This window comes from Roseateles chitinivorans, from assembly GCF_002761755.1.
Classification (GTDB): Bacteria; Pseudomonadota; Gammaproteobacteria; order Burkholderiales; family Burkholderiaceae_C; genus Roseateles; species Roseateles chitinivorans.
In genome coordinates this window covers 1-616 of sequence record NZ_PEOG01000166.1, presented here as the reverse complement: position 1 = coordinate 616, position 616 = coordinate 1, and the positions used below count along the sequence as shown (strand labels likewise).

The window sequence follows — 616 nt, the reverse complement described above, 5'->3', positions numbered from 1 at the left end:
GTACTGGTCGGGCGGCAATCCGTTCCACCACCACCAGAACATCCCGCGGCTGCGCCGCGCGCTGGGCCGCGTGGACACCATCGTGGTGCACGATCCGTACTGGACGGCGATGGCCAAGCACGCCGACATCGTCGTGCCGTCGACAACGTCGTTCGAGCGCAACGACTTCTCGGGTTCCAAGAACGATCCGCTGCTGGTGGCCATGCCGCAGTTGGCCGAACCGTACGCCGACTCCCGCGACGATTACACGACATTCTCGGCGCTCGCCGAACGACTGGGCTTCGGCGAGCAGTTCACCGAGGGCCGCACGGCGTGGGAATGGCTCGTGCATCTGTACGAGAAATGGGCTGCCGGGCTGGATTTCGCGGTCCCGAGCTTCGCCGAGTTCTGGGCCGCGGGCCACGTGGAGCTGCCCACCGACACCGGACTGACGCTGTTCGAGGACTTCCGCGCTGACCCGCAGGCACATCCGCTGGGCACACCGAGCGGACGCATCGAGATCTTCTCCGAGGACATCGACAGCTTCGGTTACGACGACTGTGCGGGCCACCCCCGCTGGTACGAGCCGGCCGAATGGCTGGGCGGCGAACGCGCCCGCCGGTATCCGTTGCACCTG

1 protein-coding gene is annotated in these 616 nt (G+C 67.0%); it reads left to right on the top strand.

Annotated features, from left to right (window positions below):
- The coding region (locus CS062_RS25195) for a molybdopterin-dependent oxidoreductase (RefSeq protein WP_158238935.1) at positions 1-616 on the top strand (616 nt) is incomplete at both ends.